Origin of the sequence: Actinobaculum suis (genome assembly GCF_900618115.1) — a bacterium.
GTDB lineage: Bacteria > Actinomycetota > Actinomycetes > Actinomycetales > Actinomycetaceae > Actinobaculum > Actinobaculum suis.
This window is the reverse complement of record NZ_UYIO01000001.1, coordinates 1,800,237-1,818,348: the sequence shown is the minus strand read 5'-3', so window position 1 is coordinate 1,818,348 and position 18,112 is coordinate 1,800,237. Positions and strand designations below refer to the sequence as shown.

Here is an 18,112-nt window from a genome sequence, read left to right as displayed (position 1 = left end):
TAATTTCAGGGGCGCGCGGAGGTTGTAGGAACACAAATCGCGGAATTAGCCATTCGCTGGCACCAATTCCGCGATTGTTGTTACTACTACAAATATCGCGGAATTAGGCGGGAAAGTAGGGGAGGCGGGAAGCGGGAGAGCGGCGTCGGCGTGAAAACGACTGAAAACACTGAAAAATCACTTCGCGATATGGCTACCGACCTTATAGGGTTATATCGAACTTTCCGGAGTTGAAAGAAACGCGTCATTTCCAAAGGAGGGCACATGGCAGAGCAGCCAACGCGGGACCTTCTCGAGCGGTTGGCCGAGGCATACCAAGTATCATCGGCTTACTGGAGTTTCGGGGGCGAACATATCACGGTAGATGATGAGACGCTGATCCGCGTGCTCGCCGCTATGGGTATCAATGCGTCAAGCCAAGAAGCCGCACAAGTCGCATTAGAAGACGCGGAATTGCGGCCATGGCGGCAAGTTATACAAGACACCACGGTAGTTCGCGAAGGAGCTGGAACGACGGTTCAAGTACACGTCCCACATGGCGCTGCCGTGACCATGACGCTGGAACTGGAAAATGGTGGCACTCGCAAAGTCGAACAGACCGAAGATCTAACTTTGCCGCGGACCGTCGATGGCCGCATGATCGGACAAGCTTCCTTCGTGATCCCCAGCGATTTACCCCTCGGATACCACACGATTCATGCCGAAGTAACAGCACCTGGAGAAGAAAGCGCCTCCGCCCACACGGGTATGCTTATTGTGGTTCCGCAACGTTTGCGCTCACCGGCCGAATGTGGCGTGAGTGGCTGGGGAATCATGTCGCAGCTCTATTCGGTGCGTTCCCGCGAATCTTGGGGTATCGGCGACCTCGCCGACCTAGCAGAATTAGGATCACTGTTCGCCGCTTTAGGCGCACAGTTCGTACAGGTCAATCCCTTGCACGCGGCCGAACCAGAACCCCCTCTCGAACCTTCGCCCTACCTACCCGTATCTCGGCGATTCTTCAATCCGATCTATATTCGTCCGGAAGATATTCGGGAAGTGGCGTATATGGACGCAGGACGGCGCTCCCTCGTCGCCTGGGCAGGCGAACCGGTCAAGGAAAAATCACAAAAGAATACCCATATCGACCGGGATGCCTCTTGGGAAGCGAAGAAACGAGCCCTGCGGGTTATCTACGAAGAACCGCGGAGCCCCGCGCGCGAACGCGCCTTCGCCCGGTATCGCGAACGGGAAGGCCAAGGACTAGAAAACTTCGCTTTGTGGTGTGCTCTCTACGAAAAGTACGGGGAAGACTTCCCACCCGGCCTGGAAAGCCCGCACACCCCAGGGGCCCGTTTGCAACACGAAACCCTCGCGGACGACGTCGACTTCTTCGCCTGGTGCCAGTGGATTTTGGACGAACAATTGCGAGCCGCACAGGAACGTTCTCGGCGTGACGGTATGGGAATAGGAATCGTGCACGACCTAGCGGTTGGAGTGAAGGCAAAGGGTGCGGACGTGTGGACGACGCCGCAGGCCTTCGCTCGCGGCGTAACGGTCGGTGCACCGCCAGACATGTATAACCAGCTGGGCCAAAACTGGAGTCAGCCACCGTTCAACCCGGCAGAACTTCCGAAGCTGCACTACGCACCATTGCGCAACATGGCACGCACAGTACTCCGCCACGCTGGCGGTTTACGAGTCGACCACGTGATGGGATTCTTCCGACTGTGGTGGATTCCCGAAGGTGCGAAACCGCTTGATGGAACGTATGTGTATTACGACCATGAGGCGATGATCGGTGTGCTCATGCTGGAGGCCTACCGGGCCGGGGCTTTCCTAATTGGGGAAGACCTGGGCAATGTGGAACCGCGAGTGCGTAGCTTCCTAGCCGAACGAGGAATTTTTGGGACCTCAGTGGTCCTCTTCGAAAAGAACGGGGACGAATTCCGCCGGCCGGCCGAATACCGCTCGAATACTTTGGTTACCGTTGACACCCACGACTTGCCGCCGCTGGCCGGCTACCTGGCAGGAGAACACGTGGAACTGCGCGACCAGCTAGGAATCCTTACGGAGCCGGTTGAAAAGACGCGCAACGATTGGATGCACGAAGTCGCCAAGCTCATTGAAGTTTTGCGTGCGGAAGGCCTGGTAGCTACCGATACGGATCCCACCGAGCGGCAAGTTATCGAAGCTTTGCACGCGTTTATGGCACGAACGGCTGGCGAATTACAGTCGATCGCCTTGGTAGATGCCGTGGGAGAGCGGCGAATTCAAAACCAGCCGGGAACACATCAGGAATATCCGAACTGGAAGATCCCACTGGCCGACGGAACCGAAAACGTGGTACTCGTAGAAGACCTCGCGCTCAATCCGCGGCTACGCTCCCTCGTGGAGGTGTATACCCAGGAATACGCGAAATACCACGGCTAAATACGCGGTCGGAGGGTACTAGACGCGCGGGACATGCCGGGTGTGCTAGAAGTACCAGGCGCGCTAGGAGTGCCTGGCGCGCAAAGAGAATTGTGTTTCGTCAAGTTTAAGTGAGCCGTTTGTGCACTTGTTTTTGAGCCATTTCGGCATGTGTTTTGTGCTGTTTGTGCACTGGCTGGTTTGTGTGGTTTTGGGTTATTTCATGGTTGAGTGGGTTAGTCGCCAGGAGGTTCCGGCGAAGTTGAGGATGTGTCCGTGGTGGACGGTGCGGTCGATGATAGCGGCGGCCATGTTTGTGTCCCCGAGTATTGCTCCCCAGCGGGAAAACTCAAGGTTCGAGGTGTAGATGATGGACTGGGTTTCGTAGGCGTTAGCGATGATCTGGTATAGGAGGCGGGCTCCGGTGATGTCGATGGGGAGGTAGCCGAACTCGTCGATGATGATTAGTTTGGCTTTCCCGATCGTGGTGATGGCTGCATCGAGTGTTCCTTTGTCCTGGGCTTGGCGGAGGAAAGCGATGAGTGAGGCTGCGGTGAAGAACCGGGTGGTGTACCCGGCCTGGCAGGCAGCGTGTCCGAGCCCGATTGCAAGGTGTGTTTTCCCGGTTCCCACATCGCCGTAGAAGACGAGGTCGTGGTGATTGGTGATGAAGTCCAGGCTTAGTAGATCGCTTTGTTGCCAGCCGGTTGGCCAAGTGATCATGGAGTAGTCGTAGTTGTTGAGGGTTTTACGGACGGGGAACTTGGCTTGGCGTAAGAGCCGGTCTTGTTTAGCCCGTTTTCTGGACTCGTGTTCAGCGGTGAGTAGATCAGCGATAAACGCGCGCTGTTCGGGGCTAGCGGTTACAAGCGCGGTTTTCAGGACGTTGCGGGTGAGGGGAATGCCCCGTGTGAGGTCCATAATCTGGTCAAGAGTTAGTTCGTTTGTCATGAGGCAGTCCTTGGGAGTAAAGCATCATAGGCGGTCAGATCGACCGTGTTTGTTGACGTGGTTGGTGGTTGGAGTGTGGCACGGACAGCGAGGAAGAGATTATCGGGGTTTAGCTCTATCTCGTGGGTAAGTAGATCGGCCGCGCTTGAGGCAATGGAAGCGAAGTCCGCCATCTGGCATGCTCGGTACATCATCCGTAAAACAGCCGCACGCCGAGGATTATCGGCATGGTCGAGATAGCGGGCTAAGGCTTGCGGGAGTAAAGGGCGTAGTAATGATTGCGGGTAACTTCCCGGCCGGCGGATCAAGTTCGGTAGCACGCTGACCGGGTCAAAGACTGTGCCATGATCAGTGCTATAAGAGCGCGAGTGTTCGATAATACGTTGTCCGCTTTGGTTGAGGATCTCGATGCTTTGAGCACGTATTCCGACATGAACCTGAGTTAATGCGTGTTGTGATCCTACCAAATACATGTGGTTATCAACCTGAATATTACCGACTTTATCAACCGTGCGGCGTTGCCAGCTACAAGCATCAAACCCGATCCGGGGAAGGTGACTACAAGCAGCTTTATCATCTTCAAACAGTTCCCCAATAGGAATGTTTTTACGGTAATGATTGCGTTCTAAGAGCTTATCGCACCGGCTGAGGAGCAGTGCAGAAAGCTGTCCAAGGCTTTGAGCGCGTGGCAAGGGAACCATCAGGTTACGCCGCAGGAAACCAACCGCGTTTTCCACGTGTCCTTTCTCGTGTCCCGAATACGGGTTAGTGAACGCGACCTTGATACCGTAATGAGTGGCGAAGGCTTCGAATAAACGTGTCATCGTCACTGTTCCATCACGGTGTTTGGCACCAATCCCACTCGCGTTATCAAACACGCACCGGGTTGGGACCTGGCCGATATGCTCGAAAATCATGCGTAGCCCCGCACAGACACATTCAGCGTTCTGGGCCGGGCTGGCAACAGCGAATCTGGCATTGGAATAGGGAAGGGTTGCCACTAACACGTGAACAAGTTGCTCCGTGCCGTCAATAAGGGCGCGGGCTTGCCCGTAATCAACCTGCATCTGCCCGGCTTGCCATACCAACTCGCTAAAACCTTGCCCTAAATGGCGACGCTCTACCCGATAGCGGTGTATCCAACGCATCACGCTGTGATACGAGCCAGTAAATCCTTCTTCTTCCACCAAACGTTCCCACACACGCTGGATTGTGTGGCGCTGTTTGGGTGGCATCTTCTCATCCTGAACCAACCAGCTAGTCACGAGCTGGGCATAGGGCTCCATCTTCGAGCGTGGCTTTGTAATCTTCGGCCTGGGCGAGAAATCTTCCTTTGCCGCATACTTAGCAACCGTGTTACGCGACAGATTCAACTCACGAGCCACCCGGCGTTGGCTCTGCCCCTGCGCAAGACGAGTTTTGATATCTTTTTGAACAGACACTGGTACGGTCAAATTCCTTTCCTTCCTGAACATCGCAACAAACAACATTCAGGAATCTAGAACACGAACCTGCCAGTGTCCTTTTCATACCCACGAAAAGTGAGCCACCCACTGGCTCAAAAACAACTGCACAATCGGCTCAAAAACATTTGACCATACACAGAGAATCTGGTGTGCGATAAGTATCTAGAAAATAAAATAAACGAAGGTGTGCCCCGGATTCTCAGAATCCGGGGCACACTAATTCCGCGAAAACAACGCCGCTATAGGTAACGAGAATCGCGGAATTAGTACGAATCTATATGCAACAAGAACCGCGGAATTGGTGAGAAATGAGAAAACGGAAGGGGCACCAATTCCGCGGTTTCTGTTGCACATATTGGAACAATTATCGCGGAATTAGTGCCCCTCGTCGCGCAAGTAGCGGCACTAGGCCCTAGCCTTGGTGGCGAGCGGCGTCGATCTGCTGGTTACGCACCGCGCGTTGCGTTTGCGAAACCACTTCGGAAACAAGCCGCTTGGCTGCGGGGGCAGCGGTCGTGTTTGCCAGCCACTCCTCTCCAGCTGCCAGCAGGTCTACGCCCAGATCCGTGCGTCCCGAAAGGGACAGCGGGTAGGCATATTCAAGCATATTGCTCGCAATTTCCACGGAATTGGCTTCCCACATGCGGGCAGCCTCGGCAAAATACTTCTCCACGTAGGGAACCAAAAGTTCCGGTTTAGTGGAACTGAAGCCCAAAGCAAGATTACGCTGGCGCGTATTGGAAGTTGGGTGCAGAATCTCGTCCCAAACCCGGGCCGTCTCCGCCGCATCGGACAAAGCACCTTCCGCTCGGGCGAGCCCAATCTGGCCATAAGAAGACTGGTCGCCAGCAAATTCGGCTTCGAGATCAGCGCGCGTGGCCCGGCCCACAGCGGCCAACGCCGCCAGAATCTGCCAGCGGACAGCTTGGTCGACGTCGTACCCGGCAGGGACCTGCGTGCCACCCAACCAAGCCTCCAAAGCATCCAGCTGGGGCGCGGACTGCGCGAGCGGGATAAAGCTATCGAGAATCTGTTTCTGCTCATCCGAACCAGCAGCAACAGCAAGACCCGCTTCCAGCAAGCCCTGCGCCACCTCTGTGCGCAGCTCCGTACGTGTAGCCGGATCCGAATACAGATTCACCGCGGTAGCCAGCGTGGAGATCACATAGCGAAGCACCGTACCATTTGATTCATCCGCCAGAGTTTGCAACGCAATCGCGGAATAAGTGTGAACATCCAGTTCGCCATCGCGGACCATATCCCAGGCGGAGAAAACGAACAAAGCCCGTTCCAAACCGGTAGAGAAAGCATCCAAATTCTCCGTCGCCATGCGGAAGGAGCGTTCGTCGAAACGCAATTTGGCATAAGCCCAATCGCCGTCGTTCAACAAAATGAAATCGGGATCGGTACCCACAAATTCCGGCACCTCAGTCCGTTCGCCCTCCACGTCTACTTCGGCGCTCACAATCGGCTTGAAAGTAGAATCATCAAGCTGGTAACCGGTAACCGTAAGGCGGTGGGGGCGCAAAGAAGAATTTTCATCATTACTCTGCACGATCGCGAAGCTAGAAACCTCAGAATCTTCATAGGTGACGTCTGCGGTAAGCGTGTTCACCCCAGCCTCTTGCAGCCACAGCTTCGTCCACTCGGAAAGATCACGCCCGGAAGCCACTTCAAGTTCGCTCAGCAGATCCTGCAAAGTAGCATTGCCCCACTTGTGCTTGGCAATATAGGCACGCACCCCGGCCAAAAACTCTTCCAAACCAACATAATTCACCAGTTGCTTGAGCACCGAAGCACCCTTGCCGTACGTGATCCCATCGAAATTGACGAGCACGTCTTCGATATCGCGAATATTAGCTGCAATAGGGTGGGTGGAAGGGAGCTGGTCTTGCTGGATTGCCCACGTCTTTTCGGAAGCGAGGAAAGTAGTCCACGCATCCTTCCAACGTGTGTTCTCGGCGGCCGCCAAATGGCTCATAAACTCAGCGAAGGACTCATTAAGCCACAGGTCGTCCCACCACTTCATGGTCACCAAATCGCCGAACCACATGTGTGCCAGTTCGTGCAAGATCGTGATAGCACGCCGGTCCACAATCGCCGCCGTCGGCTTCGTGCGCCACACATAAGTCTCGACGATCGTCACCAAGCCCGCGTTTTCCATGGCGCCCGCATTGTACTCCGGCGCGAAAACCTGGTCATACTTAGTGAACGGATACGGATGGCCATAGTTACTTTCGAAATACTCGAAGCCCTGCTTGGTGATGGTGAAAATCTCTTCCGCATCGAGATACGGCGCCAAAGACTTGCGAGCATACACGCCCATCGGAATTTCGCGCCCATCCGAAGAAACATAAGGCTTGCCCTCCACGCCCTCATAAGGACCGGCAACCAGGGCCGTCAAATACGTAGAAATCGGGTCGGTAGCGGGGAACTCCCAGCGCGCGATCCCGGGCCGATCCGCGAGCGGCTGCGCCACCGGGGTCTTCGCATTCGAAAGTACGCGCCACGCGGCCGGCGCATCAACTGTAAACTCAAAACGCGCCTTCAAATCCGGCTGTTCAAAATTCGCATACACGCGCCGCGCGTCCGCTACCTCAAACTGCGAGTAGAGATAAACCTCGCCGTCCGCCGGATCTACATACCGGTGCAAACCTTCGCCGGTCCGCGAATACAACTGCGTGGATTCGATCCGCACCGTGTTATGCTCCGCCAAATTCTCCAGCGGAAAACGCGAATCTTGGTAAAGAGCAGGATCCAGATCCACACCGTTGAGCGTAGCCTTTTCCACCGAAGCAGCAATCAGATCCAGGAAAGTCGCGGCGCCGGGGGTAGCGTCAAAATCGATTTCCGTGACGGCCTTGAAAGCTTCCGGTGAATCACCCGAAAGATCAAGATAGATCCGATACGTTTTGGTGCTGACAAGCTGCGCGCGTTGCGCCGCTTCCGCACGAGTCAGGTTTGTACCCGGCATATAAATAACGCTCCTTCCGATCTCGGGCGCCTGGCCCGAGTTTTCCTATACTCTTTTCCGTTTTTCGCCGCGAAATCTCCCGCGGGCGATTTCGCGGAATTAGTCGCTTCGTGCAAACCAGCTGCCACCAATTCCGCGGTTTGTGCGGGCACTATTACGGATATTGATCAGCACCAATTCCGCGATTCACGCGAAGGCGAGCAATCCCTACCCGGATAGCCGCAGGGCTTCCACGAGACTAACCCACGCATCTTTCCTGCAGATGACCGTAAAGATACCTATACCAAGAGATCCCTACACAGCCAGCCGCGGGAGACACCTTTACAAATAATGAGTGTACGCGGCTTGGGTCTCATACAGGTCGCGGTGTGGAAGACTTAGATCATGAGCACAAGAGTCGAGTTTTGGTTTGACACGGCATGTCCGTGGACCTGGATTACTTCACGATGGTTGCAGGAAGTGGCGCAGTTGCGCGGCTTCGAGGTGCGATGGCGACCGTTTTCCTTAGACATTCTTAACGAAGGCAACAAGGAATGGCAAGAATCGCATCTGGGCACGGGAACCTTACGGGAAATTGCCCAGCTCACCATGAAACTTGCGGAATGCGAGGGCAATGCGCGGCTCGATGAGTTCTACACGAACTTCGGGAGAGCCGTATACAACGACGGCCGAGTATTCGGCTGGGAAGTTGCAGCAGAAGTACTCGATGCCATGGGGATTCCCACGAATTATGGCAATGACGCCCAGCGCTGGGATAACGCCTTGCGGGAATCCACGCAAGAAGCACTTGCCAGGGTGGGGCATGAGGTTGGCGTGCCCGTTATTGCCTTCGACGAGGTAGCTTTCTTTGGCCCGGTTATTTCTCCGGCTCCGCATGGGCAGGAGGCACTCGATCTATGGGACGGATGTGTTGCCCTGGCAAAGACGCCTGGATTCTTCGAGTTGAAGCGCTCGCGTGGCGAGGCAGGGCCTATTTTTGACTAGGTTGAAATCGCGGAATTGGTAGCCGGTAGGTTGGATACTAATTCCGCGATTCCGGTTCGAAATAACCCCACTAAGCAGACGAGTGAAATTACATAAAAGTAGCGTGGTCCTTGTGTGTTTCCTAAAACATACAAGGACCACGCGAGTTTAGTTATCTTCAGTTAGCACTGGCTTTTCTGTCCCGGAGTCAGCGCAGGTGAGGCTGGGTCGTGACCGGCAGCGCTACCAGAAAACTACAGCGCTACCAGATACGGACGCGTTCTGCCGGATCCAGATACAAGGCATCGCTTTCTTGAACGTTGAAGGCCTGCACAAAGGCGTCCACGTTCTTGACCACGCCGTTGCAACGGAATTCTCCGGGCGAGTGCGGGTCGGTGGCGATCTGCCGTTCTAAGAATTCGGTACGCACCTTTTCTTGCCAGATTCGCGCATAAGAGAGGAACACTCGCTGGGCGGCTGTGAAACCATCGATCACCGGGGCCGTATCTAAAGTTAAGCCTTCCCGCTCCAAATGAATCAGGTAAGCCTTAAAAGCAATAGACAAACCGCCCAAATCTCCGATGTTTTCACCCAAGGTGAGCTCGCCATTCACGTAGAATTTCGAATTTGCCTCGAACTGTTCGGGCTTATACGCGTTGTACTGAGCTACGAGAGCGTGCGTACGCTTTTCGAACTCGGTGCGATCCTTATCGGTCCACCAATTCTCCAGCGCTCCAGTTTCGTCATATTTCGATCCTTGATCGTCAAACCCGTGCCCGATTTCATGACCTATCACAGCGCCGATGCCGCCGTAGTTTAAGGCGTCGTCGCGATCGGGATCGAAGAAGGGGAACTGCAAGATTGCGGCAGGGAAAACGATTTCGTTCCACTGCGGGTTGTAATAAGCGTTGACTTCCTGCGGGTTCATAAACCATTCAGATTTATCTACAGGTTTGCCAAGTTTTTCGATCGAGCGTTGGAATTCGTATTCGTGCAGGGCCGCTACATTAGCTACCAAGTCGTCGCCCACACTAACCGCGGAATAGTCCTTCCACTGCTGCGGGTACCCGATCTTCGGGGTGAAGGTATCGATCTTAGCCAACGCACGTTGCTTGGTCTCCTCGCTCATCCAGTCCAAATCGCGGATTGAGCGGCGGTATGCTTCCAAAAGGTCCTCCACGAGGCCCTGCATCTTCGCTTTCGCTTCCGGTGGGAAATACTTCGCCACATAAAGTTTGCCCGCACCTTCACCGATCATGGCGTTAACTAGGCCGACGCCGCGCTTCCACCGGTCGCGTTGCTCGGAAGCACCGGAGAGCACCGTGCCGTAGAAGCTGAAATACATATTGTCTATTTCTTCACTCAAGAAAGTGGCGTACGCCCGCAAAATCTGCCACGACGTATAGATCTTGAGATCCTTTAGCGGAGCGCTTTCCCAAGCAGCTGCAGCGCCGGCTAAAGCATCCGGCGTCAACACTGTAATAGTTCCGAGATTCTTGACATCATAGCCCGCCGCGGTAAGCGCACCCGCCCAGTCAAAACCGGGGGCGCGAGCAGTGAACTGATCGAAAGTCATCGGATTGTTCAGCAGGTCAACATTGCGTGAATCAACAATGTTCAGGTGGTGAGCTGCAATTTTCCGTTCGAAGCGAATAACGGCATTCGCATAGCGGGAAGCCTGTGCGGATTCGATGCCAAGGCCGAGCGCAAAAAGCTCCGGCATGAAATCCAGATAGTCCTCGAATACCGGGGCGAACTGAGCCTCCCGGTAGTAAGCCTCATCGGGAAGACCAAGGCCGGACTGCCACATATGCACAACATTCAGATCGGGATCAGCGAAGCTCGAATCCACACCAATTCCGAAGAATGTGCCAACACCACCACGCATAAGCTTGCCGATACAAGTTGCAAGTGCGCGCTTATCCGGGGCAGCATCAACCATGTTGAGGTAACTGAGAATCGGCCGATTTCCCTTCTCATTCGCGGAATTAGTATCCATCCAAGAAGAGTAGAGATTCTTCACCTTCGAAGCTTCGGCTTCAGGATCACTCGCATCAATTTCCTCGATGATTTCGCGCACGTGTTCTTCTGCCTCATCACGCAATTTCATAAAGGAACCGATACGGACCTCATCGGCGGGAATTTCCTCTGTATCTAGCCATTTGCCATTAACCGCGCGGAACAGGTCGTCCTGGAAACGCACCTGCGGATCGCGACCACTGAGTACTTGCTCCATTTGTTTCTGGGTCATAGGAGAACCATAGTTGAGGCTACGCCCAGATGCGATTTTCTTATTTTGCGGCGAAGATCGCAAAACCGTCAGGCCGGTAGGGGTGCGCGAAGAACCAACTTGGTTGCTGGGTGGGCTGTGGGGTGGGCTGTGGGGTGGCTGTGGGGTGGGCTGTGGGGTGGCTGTGGGGTGGCTGTGGGGTGGGCTGTGGCCGAACGATCGGAGCGAGTGAAGAGTAAACTCTGGCTGCGGGTATGCTGCGAGGTGAACTGCTGGGTCAGCTGCTGGGTGAGGTGCGAGGAGCGCTGCGAGGTGAGCTGCGGCTGAAGGACAGAGAACGGGTGCGGGGCCGTCTTACTTAAAATGCCGCGGTTTCCGGCTTTCAAGTGGGAGAATCTCCTCGTTCGGCGGGGCAGTTTCCCTCAGTCATGGGCGCCGCGACCGGGCTGGGATGCCGCCGTCGTACTGAATCTAAATCAAAACCACGTGCAGCAAGAGCTAAACCTACCCGACGCGTCAATTCACAGTGGTCCCACGGTAAATGCGGCAGATTCAGTTCCGCCTTGCCGCGCGGGTCGCTGCAACGGATGCCGTCTTGCCGTTCGATCTGGTTGATGCGCCATTCCTCGATGTCTTTGCGCCAATGGTGAAACGGGGTTGGTGCAAAAGCTGTTTCGGTTTCGGGATAACGCGGACGTAAATCATCCGCGGTAAAGATTTCCTCGCGCCAATGCACTGCAGTTCGTTCCGCTCGCCGCACGAAATCACTCTGGCGTTGTTCCGGGAGGCGGTGGTGTGCGCCGTCGTACTCGAGAGCGAGGTGGTGGCGATCGTACTGCAAATCCGGGGTTCGTTTACTTTCAGGTAGATCTCGGATTGGCGCATTGACGCGAGGCTCAGGAAAACCCGCTGCCATTAAAGTAAGACGGCATCGAGTCTCCTGTGCCGAATCCGCGCCCCGCCGGCTCAAAGACACAGCGAGACGGGCAACTCTAATTCCGCGTTTTCGGCGATGTGCGCGAACTGCTTTCATCAGCCTTACGCCGGAGGAGAAAGGGCGACGCCGTTTTTCATAGCCCGGCCGCGGTTGGCGGACCAAATAATCCGCAATTTCGGTGGCTTCATGTACGGTAAGGCTTTTACAAATGTCGATGAAAGCGCGTTCACGTGCCATGATACGGATCGGAGTACGGGTGCGCGGGTGCTTGATAACAACGACGTCGCGCTTGGGCACCTTGCCGTAACTCCAGCGCACACCGTTGGTGATTTTGCGACGTTTTTTGGTGGTGACGCGGAGACAAATATGGACTCCCTCTTCCCAGGGTTTGATCCGGCGGGGAAGCGGAAAACCCCAAAAGCGGGCGGCACTTGCGTGACATACCACGGCTTGCGGAAAACGCCGGGCGAAAGCGGCGAGGAGGTCGAGCTCGGTGACCGTGGTGGCGGCGAGAGCATAGAACCCGCGACTGACACGTTTGATGAGTGGGCTGCGTAGCATTCTCGGGGAAACACCGTGTTTGAAAGCCTCCGCGATACTAAAAACGCCAAGGCGGGTAAGTGCGGCAGAACGAACCTGCGCCGAACGCCGACTTTGCGAAGGAAGAATGGTTTCCATACCGCCAGGATGCGGAAAAACGGTCTGGCTAGCCGGCCAAGCATGCGGGCCGGTGGATACTAGTGTCGCCAACCAGGCTGTGGAAACCTCGCTCCGCTTTCATGTTTTGGCACCAATTCCGCGAAAACTGCTAGGGCAGACTTCGGCCACCAATTCCGCGATAGTTGCGCTTAGCTACCAGCTGCCCCCAAACCAAACGGAAGTAGGGGTTGGATGGCTTGTGGGAAGGTGCGGTTGAAACCGCGATGTAAATCGCGGAAAAGGTACAGTTCAGTGTCTAGTTCCGAGGAAAGTTATAACGCCCGATTACTAATTCCGCGGAAAGCGTTAGCCCTGCATCTAATATCGCGGAATTGGTGAGCAAGGAGGGCGAGTATGCTCATGCTCTTTGCATAAGCAAGGCGAAAGGCCACAAAATCACCGTTTCACGAAATAGAATTGGGCCATGCGAGTACACATTGGAACCGACCATGCAGGTTTTGAACTTAAAGAATATATTGTGGCTGAACTGGGGAAAGCCGGGTACGACGTCGTCGATCATGGCGCGAAAGTCTATGACGCACTCGACGACTATCCGGAACCATGCATTGCCGCGGCAGAGGCCGTTGCGGCTGATCCGGGATCACTGGGCATTGTGCTCGGAGGCTCGGGCAACGGCGAGCAGATTTCGGCTAATAAAGTGAAGGGGATTCGCGCTATTCTCGCGTGGAACGAGGATACAGCGAAGCTAGGCCGGGAGCATAATAACGCTAATGTTATTTCAATTGGCGCTCGCCAGCATACGCAGGAGGAAGCCCTGCAACTAGTCACCTGGTTCCTGGAAACCCCGTTCTCGGGCGATGAGCGGCACGTGCGTCGCATCAATAAGATCGCTAAATATGAGGAAACGCGCGGTTAGAACCACCGATAGGTTAGAACCGCGGATAGGTTGTAAACACGGACGAGTCGTAACAACGGGCAGGCTAGAACCACATGCAGGCTAGGGGTACCTTGCTGATGCACGTATTGCGCGTTGTGCGCGCGGGCTCACGCTGATTTCCTGGTCACATGCGAGGTGCGCGGATTTAGGCAATCCTTATTGACAGCTGTCCGGATACCTGTCCATCCGGGCAGCTCTCCAACCGGAGACTTACCTATCTGGATACTTGCCTATTGGGACACCTATGTGCTCGTCCGAACAGACTGCGCGGCACTCGCAGGCGAGGCAGTTCGCGGTCGGAATGGTGCTATGGAACCACAAGGTTGAGAAGGTGAACACGGGTGTCGCATTCGCGCAAAACGCAATGAAGCGGAAATATGCACTAAATAAACATGTATTGAAGGGGCGCGACGAAACAGGAAACCCGGCGAAACACCCGGATAGGATCGGCGGGCAAAATCCTTGCGCCGGCTAATCACCGGGCCTGGGTGACCTGAGTGCGCTGGCGCGCGTGCAAGCCTTTTGGCTGGTAAGCGTGCGGCGGTGCAGACGTGCGACGGCGCAGACATGCGGCGGTACGTGCGGCGGTGCAGACGTGCGGCGGCTAAGTGGCGGGGCATACGGCGTCGTCCGTTGATGCCGGCCCCTTGCGTGTTTATGTGTGTTTATGCGTGTTTTGGGTGCTTTCGGTGTTTTGGGCGTTTTTGGTCTTTTCGTGCCCCGCCGAGCCCCGGTTACGTTTTCGGAATCTGCGGCTGCTAGATGTAAATCGCCGGGTCGATGAACCATTCCTCGGCTGATGATGAGGTGTCGGTGCGGTTTTTCGCGGGTACGCCAACCGCGGTGGCGGCTTCCGGTACGTCTTTGACGACGACGGCGTTCGCACCGACTTGTGCATTATCGCCGATTGTGACTGGGCCGAGGACTTTGGCGCCCGCGCCAATAGTGACGTTATTGCCAATGGTCGGATGGCGTTTCACGGGTTCGGATGAGGTGCCGCCTAGGGTGACGCCGTGGTAGATCATGCAGTCATCGCCCACTTCGGCGGTTTCCCCAATGACAACTCCCATCCCGTGGTCGATAAAGAACCGGTTACCAATTTTTGCTCCGGGGTGGATTTCGACGCCGGTGAGCGCCCGCGTTAGCTGGGATAAAAGACGTGCTGGGAGTCGGAGTTTTTTCGACCGGTTCCACATAGCGTGAGAGATTCGGTGGGCCCAAACTGCGTGTACACCCGAATATGCAAGTGCAACCTCGAGATTTGAACGGGCTGCGGGGTCATGATTGCGCGCCGCGCGTAGGTCCTCGCGCATTTCCACGAGGAACTGGGGTTTTCTAAGCGATTTTTTCACAGCAGGTCAATCTCCAAATCTGCAGTTCTACTGCAATGTCATACTAACGGGCGCTTTTGCCGCCGGCAGCTACGAAGACGGCAATGCGCAAACCGCGGAATTAGTACCCCACTCCAAATCTTCGAGACTAATTCCGCGAATTTGGTCGGTTCTAATCAGTGCGCAAAAATGCTGTCAACAAGAATCGCGGAATTGGTGGGTGGGGCGGGCCGAGTTGGCAGAGCCGAAGTTTGGCCCGCCCCAATTCGTGCCTTATGTTCAGCGTGTACATTGCACACAGTCGGGCTGAGTCAAAGTACACGCACGGGCACTCTGACTATTACTTATTCTTTATAGCCGTCAAACAGGGCCGTAGAAACATACCGTTCACCAAAATCGGGAACGATTGCAATGATGTTTTTGCCCGCGGTTTCGGGCCTCTTCGCGATCTCGACGGCGGCGTAGAGAGCAGCTCCGGCGGAAATACCAACGAGCAAACCTTCCTTGTGTGCCGCGTCACGCGCGAACTGGATTGCCGCATCACCCGGAACTGGGAATACCTCGTTGTAGATTTCGGTATCCAATACGTCTGGTACGAAGTTTGCACCAATTCCTTGGATCTTGTGAGAACCTGCCCGGCCTTCAGATAGAAGAGGAGACTCTGCTGGTTCGACTGCTACAAGTTTCACGTCTGGATTTTGTTGACGCAAATACCGGCCGATACCGGTGATTGTCCCGCCGGTACCGATTCCGGAAACTACATAATCGACCTTGCCGTCGGTGTCTTCCCAAATTTCCGGCCCGGTCGTCCTCTCATGGATAGCGGGGTTAGCCTCGTTGGAGAACTGGGATGCCAGGATCGCATTATCGGTACTTTCGGCAATGCTCCGAGCCCGGTCCACTGCGCCCTTCATACCATCCTTTGGGTCAGTAAGAACTAGTTCAGCTCCGAAAGCACGGAGCAGAGCCCGCCGTTCCACAGACATGGAGGAAGGCATCGTGAGAATAACGCGATAACCGCGCGCGGCTCCCACCCAGGCCAAACCAATTCCGGTGTTTCCGCTCGTCCCTTCTACAATCGTTCCGCCCGGCCGGAGTGCGCCGGCCTCTTCGGCCGCATCCACAATTGCCACGGCAATCCTGTCCTTAACTGAATTTGCCGGATTGTAAAACTCGAGTTTTGCTAGCACTTGGCCGGGATTGCCGGCATTGAGTTTATTGATGCGAACGAGGGGAGTATGCCCGACTATCTGGGTTGCGTCATCATAAATACGTGCCATTGTTATAAAAACCTTCCGTTGTCACTGTTTCATTTACAGACCAATTCCGCGATTTGCGTGTACGCGGGTACACGGATATGCCAAATCTGGTCTTTTCAAATGGATTTGCGCTGTTGCCGCGCTAGCGGCGGCGTCGTAGGAAACGCCAAAATAGAAAAATTGCTTGGAGTATGTTTGAAAAAGAGAATTTAAACCAAGCAAAAAAAAGAGCGCCGAGAGCACGCCACAGGGGCGCCAGTAATGCTCGGCGCTCTAAAGACACATACAGGTGACAACGGAAGCGGAAAGACTCAGCGCGGTACGCATATGCCCTCTCCTTTCGCTTCCGTTGACGAACAACACGTCCAATATAGCGGATGTGGCCGCGAAGTGCACAGGTTGTCTAAATATGCCCATGGAGAACGAAATCAGGAAAAGTTGCGTCTGCGCGCGATATGGAAGCTCAGCGCGCGATGTGAAGCGATAAACGCATGCGTCGCTCCGAGTACCGGAAATATAAGCCAAAAATTTGCCAAACGCGCGGTGCTGTGGGTTAGTCAAACGCGCGGTCAGGCAAGACTAGCCGGGAGTAGGTAAATATGAAGATAGGGGAGAAATCTTCGCAAGGGCTAGGGAGCACTCTCCCGAGAAAAGGGTAGGGAACGCTCTCCCGGGAGAGTTTTCAGAGCGGAGCGTGCGTTTCGGATCGAAACGTCCATTAGGGGATCGTCCCGGCGGGAACTTCCACGATTGTTTCCCCGGTTTGTCGGACGTCGGCAGCGCCACTGGTGAGAGATGCGACCAAACCGCGGAATTGGTCTTCCTGGTCTGTAGCGACGGTTACTTGGACGCCCGATACGAGATATTCCGGGGAAGTACGGAACCCTGCAGATTCAAGGGCCGCAATGTGCCGGCCCGCATCGGCATGCCGCAATTTCACTTGGTATTCGGGCACGACCTGACGCTCAAAGATTTCGGCGCCGCGCAGAGTTTCGATAACCGAGTCAGAATAGGCAGAAACAAGGCCGCCGGTACCCAACAGTGTGCCCCCAAAATACCTGGTCACAATGGCGACCACGTCCAAAAGCTGCCGGCCGGTAAGTACGTCAAGCATGGGCCGGCCTGCCGTCCCCGAAGGCTCGCCATCGTCAGAGGAATGCAAAATCGGGCTCGCATGGGGAACCGATATTGCGTAAGCGGTGCACCAGTGCCGGGCATCGGGGAAGTGATCTTTTTCGACGGCGATGGCATCGCGAGCTTCTGCTTCGGAAGAAACACGGCGTACCACGGTAATAAAACGTGAACGCTTGCGTTCCAGCTCATGTTCTAAATGGGCCTGCGGGGCGAGGACATAAATGGGCATACCCTCATCGTAAACACCAATTCCGCGGTTTGTGTTGCTGGGGCTACTTTGTCACCCTGCCACCTTGTTACCTTGAAATGCGTTTATTGCGGTATATAGGCGTGGACGGGAACCGCGGAATTGGTAACCAGTGGAACTAAATCCGCGTTTTAGGCTACTTAGTTCCTCGTTACTGCGAGGTGCTCAAAGCGTGATTGAGGTGTGATTGAGGTGTGACCGAGTAGCAAGTACGGAAAACTGGCGTAAAGGTATGTGTCTCGCGTATCATGTACCGATGTGCGTGGCGCGCATGCGCTCTCGCGTTGTAACTATTTGAAAAGTGGCTGCACAAGAGCGGCCTCGATGAAGGAAGGAGCGGTAGACATATGGCAGTACCTAAGCGCAGGATGTCCCGCAGCAACACCCGCTCTCGTCGCTCGCAGTGGAAGGCGGCGCCGATCCGGCTCCAGACCGTCCGCGTGCGTGGCCGCGAAGTGCGTATTCCGCGCAGACTCGCAAAGGCTTACCAGAGCGGACTGCTCTCGGACTAAGAGTGTTACTCACACCGCAATCACATATTGCGGTGACGCTCAATGCCCCGGTTATCCGGGGCATTTTGCATTTAAGTCGTGTCGCGTGGAAACAACTTCTTGCCGGTTCTTCCTCCGCAT

The 18,112-nt window shown here is 55.2% G+C and carries 13 protein-coding genes; 5 read left to right on the top strand and 8 right to left on the bottom strand.

Annotated features, from left to right (window positions below; all coding sequences use genetic code 11):
• The first annotated feature begins 264 nt into the window (after positions 1-264).
• Positions 265-2,412, top strand: coding sequence for a 4-alpha-glucanotransferase (gene malQ / locus H8274_RS07360; RefSeq protein WP_185934190.1), 2,148 nt, complete (start codon positions 265-267; stop codon positions 2,410-2,412).
• Between the two features lie 195 nt (positions 2,413-2,607).
• Here malQ and istB read toward each other — a convergent pair whose 3' ends face one another.
• The 3 genes from istB to pepN form a co-directional block, all read right to left on the bottom strand.
• Positions 2,608-3,342, bottom strand: a complete 735-nt coding sequence (istB, locus tag H8274_RS07355; protein WP_244924568.1) for an IS21-like element helper ATPase IstB — start codon at positions 3,340-3,342, stop codon at positions 2,608-2,610.
• Positions 3,339-4,817 carry an IS21 family transposase gene (istA, locus tag H8274_RS07350; protein ID WP_244924596.1) on the bottom strand — a complete coding sequence of 493 codons (1,479 nt, stop codon included), beginning with the start codon at positions 4,815-4,817 and terminating at the stop codon, positions 3,339-3,341. Before istA ends, istB begins: the two co-directional genes overlap by 4 nt.
• 403 nt (positions 4,818-5,220) lie before the next feature.
• Complete coding sequence (pepN, locus tag H8274_RS07345) at positions 5,221-7,782, bottom strand: aminopeptidase N (RefSeq protein ID WP_065414871.1); 2,562 nt, start codon at positions 7,780-7,782, stop codon at positions 5,221-5,223.
• A gap of 384 nt (positions 7,783-8,166) precedes the next feature.
• Here pepN and H8274_RS07340 point away from each other — a divergent pair, with 384 nt between their 5' ends.
• A complete protein-coding gene (locus H8274_RS07340) occupies positions 8,167-8,766 on the top strand; it encodes a mycothiol-dependent nitroreductase Rv2466c family protein (RefSeq protein ID WP_049619893.1) in 600 nt (199 codons plus the stop codon).
• A 241-nt stretch (positions 8,767-9,007) separates the two neighbouring features.
• Here the strand turns inward: H8274_RS07340 and H8274_RS07335 are convergent, their stop codons facing one another.
• On the bottom strand, positions 9,008-10,996 hold the full coding sequence (locus H8274_RS07335; protein WP_049619894.1) for a M13 family metallopeptidase: 1,989 nt from the start codon (positions 10,994-10,996) through the stop codon (positions 9,008-9,010).
• 13 nt (positions 10,997-11,009) lie between these two features.
• Here H8274_RS07335 and H8274_RS07330 point away from each other — a divergent pair, with 13 nt between their 5' ends.
• Positions 11,010-11,207 (top strand): hypothetical protein, encoded by a 198-nt coding sequence (locus H8274_RS07330; RefSeq protein WP_185934189.1) that lies wholly within the window; start codon positions 11,010-11,012, stop codon positions 11,205-11,207.
• 150 nt (positions 11,208-11,357) lie between these two features.
• Here the strand turns inward: H8274_RS07330 and H8274_RS07325 are convergent, their stop codons facing one another.
• A complete protein-coding gene (locus H8274_RS07325; protein WP_049618800.1) occupies positions 11,358-12,590 on the bottom strand; it encodes a type IV toxin-antitoxin system AbiEi family antitoxin domain-containing protein in 1,233 nt (410 codons plus the stop codon).
• Positions 12,591-13,035: 445 nt separating this feature from the next.
• On the opposite strand from H8274_RS07325, the gene H8274_RS07320 reads away from it, so the two are divergent.
• Positions 13,036-13,488 (top strand): ribose-5-phosphate isomerase, encoded by a 453-nt coding sequence (locus tag H8274_RS07320; RefSeq protein WP_049618798.1) that lies wholly within the window; start codon positions 13,036-13,038, stop codon positions 13,486-13,488.
• Positions 13,489-14,267: 779 nt separating this feature from the next.
• Here H8274_RS07320 and epsC read toward each other — a convergent pair.
• The 3 genes from epsC to H8274_RS07305 form a co-directional block, all read right to left on the bottom strand.
• On the bottom strand, positions 14,268-14,822 hold the full coding sequence (gene epsC / locus H8274_RS07315; protein WP_049618830.1) for a serine O-acetyltransferase EpsC: 555 nt from the start codon (positions 14,820-14,822) through the stop codon (positions 14,268-14,270).
• Between the two features lie 362 nt (positions 14,823-15,184).
• On the bottom strand, positions 15,185-16,120 hold the full coding sequence (gene cysK / locus H8274_RS07310; RefSeq protein ID WP_049618796.1) for a cysteine synthase A: 936 nt from the start codon (positions 16,118-16,120) through the stop codon (positions 15,185-15,187).
• A 697-nt stretch (positions 16,121-16,817) separates the two neighbouring features.
• Positions 16,818-17,462 carry an IMPACT family protein gene (locus tag H8274_RS07305; protein ID WP_185934188.1) on the bottom strand — a complete coding sequence of 215 codons (645 nt, stop codon included), beginning with the start codon at positions 17,460-17,462 and terminating at the stop codon, positions 16,818-16,820.
• Between the two features lie 365 nt (positions 17,463-17,827).
• Between H8274_RS07305 and rpmF the strand changes: the two genes are divergently transcribed.
• On the top strand, positions 17,828-17,992 hold the full coding sequence (rpmF, locus tag H8274_RS07300) for a 50S ribosomal protein L32 (protein ID WP_074660738.1): 165 nt from the start codon (positions 17,828-17,830) through the stop codon (positions 17,990-17,992).
• The last annotated feature ends 120 nt before the right edge of the window (positions 17,993-18,112 follow it).